This window comes from Propionivibrio sp. (genome assembly GCF_049316945.1).
Classification (GTDB): Bacteria; Pseudomonadota; Gammaproteobacteria; order Burkholderiales; family Rhodocyclaceae; genus Propionivibrio.
This window is the reverse complement of sequence record NZ_JBMOJE010000222.1, coordinates 1-4,682: the sequence shown is the minus strand read 5'-3', so window position 1 is coordinate 4,682 and position 4,682 is coordinate 1. Positions and strand designations below refer to the sequence as shown.

At 56.8% G+C, this 4,682-nt stretch carries 5 protein-coding genes; 3 read left to right on the top strand and 2 right to left on the bottom strand.

What is annotated here, in order from left to right:
- The first annotated feature begins 371 nt into the window (after positions 1-371).
- From ACOYNV_RS25755 to ACOYNV_RS25745, 3 genes are all read left to right on the top strand, one after another.
- Positions 372-752 (top strand): antitoxin Xre-like helix-turn-helix domain-containing protein, encoded by a 381-nt coding sequence (locus ACOYNV_RS25755; RefSeq protein WP_422902672.1) that lies wholly within the window; start codon positions 372-374, stop codon positions 750-752.
- Positions 712-1,431, top strand: coding sequence for an RES family NAD+ phosphorylase (locus tag ACOYNV_RS25750; protein ID WP_422902671.1), 720 nt, complete (start codon positions 712-714; stop codon positions 1,429-1,431). Before ACOYNV_RS25755 ends, ACOYNV_RS25750 begins: the two co-directional genes overlap by 41 nt.
- A 340-nt stretch (positions 1,432-1,771) precedes the next feature.
- Positions 1,772-2,605, top strand: coding sequence for a class I SAM-dependent methyltransferase (locus ACOYNV_RS25745; protein WP_422902670.1), 834 nt, complete (start codon positions 1,772-1,774; stop codon positions 2,603-2,605).
- Positions 2,606-2,685: 80 nt separating this feature from the next.
- Here ACOYNV_RS25745 and ACOYNV_RS25740 read toward each other — a convergent pair whose 3' ends face one another.
- Together ACOYNV_RS25740 and ACOYNV_RS25735 are read right to left on the bottom strand one after the other, a co-directional pair.
- Positions 2,686-3,879 (bottom strand): iron-containing alcohol dehydrogenase, encoded by a 1,194-nt coding sequence (locus tag ACOYNV_RS25740; RefSeq protein WP_422902669.1) that lies wholly within the window; start codon positions 3,877-3,879, stop codon positions 2,686-2,688.
- Entirely contained in the window at positions 3,876-4,169 is a 294-nt protein-coding gene (locus ACOYNV_RS25735; protein WP_422902668.1) for an antibiotic biosynthesis monooxygenase, read from the bottom strand. The genes ACOYNV_RS25740 and ACOYNV_RS25735 overlap by 4 nt, the downstream gene beginning before the upstream one ends.
- Positions 4,170-4,682 lie beyond the last annotated feature (513 nt).

Sequence of the window (4,682 nt, the reverse complement as noted above, 5' to 3'; positions counted from 1 at the left end):
CTGCCTTGTAAACACATTTACTTCGTTTTTTTATCAAAATTACTTCGGATCACGAAAGCCAGACAAACCACATCAAAATCCGACAAAATGCGCATCGACATCGAATGCTTTGTGGCCGCAACCAGACAATGCGGAGCAAAAATATGTCATCGGGGTTTGCCGAGGTGTTCATGCGTCAATGCTGGCACACCAACACCTATGTTGCCCAATGTTAATTACAGACGCTGAAACCATATGGCGGGTTGGGTATTCCTACCAATGTAATGGCGATCGGTGACGACCACCAGGCGGAGGGAATGTAGTTTTACAGCAAGAAATATTTGCAGAGGAAAATTAAATAGTCTATTCTTTCAGGAGAAAGGATAGACAACATGACTTCCATCGCCAAACCAGCTGCCAACAGTGCTAATGCAGCAACCGTACTTACCAAAGCCGTTGCCCGTGCTGCCGAGCGGCTGGATATTTCTCGCTCTTTGCTGGCCAAGGTGCTGGGCGTGAGTCCTTCGACCATCACCCGTTTGTACTCGGGAGAGTACAAGCTTGAACAGAATCGCAAGGAGTGGGAGTTCGCGCTGTTGTTCGTTCGTGCTTTCCGATCACTTGACTCCATCGTCGGCGACGGCGCCACCGCCATCAAGTGGCTCAACAGCGAGAACCGGGGACTCAATGGTCGCCCAATCAATCTCATCTGCCATACGGAAGGATTGGTTCGTGTCGTTCACTACCTGGACGCCTCTCGCGGTCTCGTCTGAGGCTCGCCCTTGGGCATCCCAGGCATGGCTGGTCGTCGAGGCCCAGCACATCGCATCCACGATGAAGATCGTGGACGATGCCGCAGAGCAAGACCTTCTGGAGTCCTTGCTCGAAGCCAGCAAGCCGCCTCAACCTGAATCAACGGCAGATCTTGACTATCTGCTGGCCACGCCGTTTCGCTATGATCCACTCCGGAGCGGCTCGCGCTTTCGTGCCGTGACCGATCCAGGCGTGTTCTACGGCGCTCAAGATGTATGTACTGCTTGCGCCGAACTAGGTTATTGGCGCTGGAAATTCCTCAAGGATGCGGTTGATCTGGATCGACTGGAGCCGGTTGCACACACCGCATTCCGTGCAGACATCTCAACCTCTGTCGTAGATTTGCGCGTTCCGCCATTCAATGTGGATGCGGCGCGCTGGATGCATCCGACCGACTACAGCGCGACTCAGGCTTTTGCCGGGACGGCCAGGGTGGCCAGGGTCGGCGGTATCGTTTACCAATCGGTGCGCTATCCGGAACCGAGTTGGTGTGTGGCAGTGCTGACTCCTCAGGCCTTCTTTAGTCGGAAACCCGATCCGCTGACACAGACTTGGTGGATCGCCGTACAGCAAGATACGGTCGTGTGGCGTCGTGAGAACGAATCGTTCATCTTCTCGGCAATTGACTGGTTATACTGATCCGGCTAGAAACGGCCTCTTCCGGCGCTGATGTGCGTGAAGTGATCGTCTAGTTCGCCTGAACGGCGAACTGCCTCAGAACAAGGGTTTGGACGGGGCTGCACCCACCCCGCCCAAACCCGGCACCTCCCTGAAGGGAGGGGCTTCAACCGGAAGTTAGTTTTTTGGTGATCAGGCACGTATTGGCGATCTCTTGTTGCTTGGGGTAAATTAACAGGAGGCCTATCCATAGGCCGCAGAAGGTGGCCAAACGCGCAATTCCATCTGCTCGTAGCGTTCTTCCGCCGGCTCCTGGTTGCGGATAAGGGGGTAACTATCGCCTTCAACGAGGAGCACAGAGATGTCAGACCAGCATTCGATCATTGAGCACTACGGCACCATTGAAATGATCGATCGCGTCGAGGAAGCATTTCGCTTAGCCGGTCATGGCGATGGAGTCATCCCTTGGGAGGCGCTCGCACCCCTCGACCAGTTTCATTTCAGGGGCTATGCGGCGACATCTGAGTTGGGCAAGCGCCTTTCCGTTAAGCCAGGAGACCATGTACTTGACGTGGGATGTGGGTTAGGCGGCCCAGCCCGGCATCTGGCATCGGTCTACGAATGCTTTGTTACTGGAATTGATCTCAGCCAGCCGTTTATCGGTCTCGCGACGATGCTCAGTCGTCGAACCGGATTGTCCGACCGAGTGCGCCACCTATGCGCTGACGCCTTGCAACTTCCCTTTGGCGCGGCCAGCTTTGATCTTGCCGTGACTCAGCACGTATCAATGAATATTGCCGACAAGTCGAGATTTTATGCTGGCATTCATCGCGTCCTTCGACCGGGGGGGCTGCTGGCAATTTACGATATCGTTTCTGGCGAGGGTGGATCGTTGCACTTTCCAGTGCCCTGGGCACGACACCCTGAAAATAGCTTTCTCACTGACCATAAAGCCATGAAAACGGCCATTGAAACGGCCGGTTTTGTGGTGAGGGACTGGATTGACCAAACCGAAGTCGCTGTCGCCTGGTGGGAGGCTCAAGCTGCAAGGCGGGTGAGCGGCGCAGTGCCTGCCGGTCTTGCGCTTCCTCTGATAATGGGCCCGGAATTCCCAGTCATGGCAGCTAACCTTGGCCGAAATCTCGTTGAAAGACGAGCGCGCTTGATTCAGGCGATTGTTGAGCGTCCTGCCTGAGATGGGCGGCGATAACTCGATATTGCACCAAGCCTTATGCCATAGAAACTCCAGATCCCCCTGATCAGCAAGACAAAATTTCAGAGCCGGGAGGCAAGAATGTGCGTGAGTTCCGCGTCGGTAAGCACGATCGGATTGGTCTTCATGCTCGAACCTCGACTGGCAGCGACGATGCGCGCCAGATCGCCCTCGCCGATGCAGTAGCCCGAGAGGCGCGGCAGACCGAGTTCCATTTCCCAAGTGCGTAGGATTTCGACAAGAAACCGACGTGCGTCTGGGCCGTCAAGCCCCTTTTTCATGGCGAAGCGGCGGCCGATCTCGGCATATTTCGGCAGGGCCGGGTTGTCCGGGTCGCGCGCTTCCAGCGCGGCGATGTTGCTTTCAGTGGCGTTGGCCACCAATGTTCCACAGACGACGCCATGCGGAATCGGGAAGAAGGCGCCGAGCGGCGAAGCCAGGCCATGCACTGAACCAAGCCCCGCCTGGGCCAGGCAGATGCCCGAAGCCAGCGAGGCGTAGGCCATTTGCGCGCGCGCTGCGGCGGACTGCTGGCGATAGAGCGCAGGCAGTGCATCGCGAGCGGCCATCATCCCCGAGCGGGCAAGTGCATCGGTCATCGGGTTGGCCCGCGTCGAGACGAAGGACTCAAGGAGTTGCGTAAAGGCGTCCAGTCCGTCGGCAGCGATGAGCGTCGGCGGGCAGGTGGCGAGCAGATCCGGATCGACGATCGCCCATTCGGCGACCAGCTTGTCGTCGCGGAACGACTTCTTGAAGCCGCCAGGGACAGAAAGCACCGCATTTTTTGTCGCCTCTGATCCGGTGCCGGCGGTAGTCGGCACGGCGATAAACGGTGTTGCCGGTCCGCAGTAGGGCAGTTCCGGGCCGATTCCCTCAAGATGCTCCAGTACCGAGTTGCCTGGCTGGAGCAGCCCGGCGATGGCTTTGGCCGCATCCAGGGCGCTGCCCCCGCCGATGCCGACAACGGCGTCGAATTTCGTTCCACGCAAGGCGGCCACCGTTTCATCGACGAACTCCGGAGACGGCTCGCCGTAGACCCTGACCAGTTCCCAGGACAGGCTGCGCCCGTGAAGATTAGCGAACAGGCGCGCTCCAGCTTCGGATTCGGCAAACGAACGCGCGCCAGTGACGAGCAGCAGATGCCTGCCGTAGCCGGCGGCGATGTCGGGCAATTTTTCCAGCGTGCCGCTGCCGAATTCGATGCGCGGCAGGCGGGCGATCGAAAAAGTGGGGAAGGGAGAGAAATTGTCGCTCATGCTGGAAAGATTCCGTTCATCGGCTCGCAGCGACGCGGCTCGGCCATCATGCCAGCGACAGCTTCGCGCCAAGCGAGATAGTGCACGGTTTCCTTGTGGGCGGTGGCATCGGCGGCCGATGCGTAGGCCTCGTACAGTATGAAACGCGCCGGGTCGTCGGGGGCCTGGAGTACGTCAAAGCGGCGGTTGCCCGGCTCGGTGACCGAGGACTCGTGATTCGCTAGCGTTGCGGCGATGAAGGCATCGACAGCCTCAAACCTGACGCGAACATGGACGAGCGTGACATGCATGGTGGCCTCCCTTAAATTCATTCGGGAGAATTTTACACTCGGCACGTTGCGTTCATGTGGTCAATGAACGCCTGCCCTGTTGTTTGCGCGAGTCAGATTGATCATCATGCGCGTTGTTGTTTGACCAGACTAAAGCATCTTCAAACCCTGAGTCAGCCTGAAAAACGCATGAAAACGGCTGGTCAGTGTAATTGGCGCATGATGGTCAATCTTCATCGCGCAGCAACAAATCATGCTCAATCTGTCTCATTCGTTGCTCCGTGTGATTGGGTTGCGAATTGGAAGGATGATTTCTCGGAAATGCTCGTTTTTCATTCTTGTAGCGTCGTCAGGCCATGCAGCTTCGGGGTTGTAAAAGTCAGAAGCGAATATCCAAGGTTGAGAAAAATGGCTTCTTGATGTCGGCAGTGTGGACGATTGGGCTGCCGCTTATCACTTTCCCGCAGGCCTAAATTCCCATGGTCAGACTTCCTGATCCAGTCCGTATTTATTCAGTATTTATAGGAAATTAGT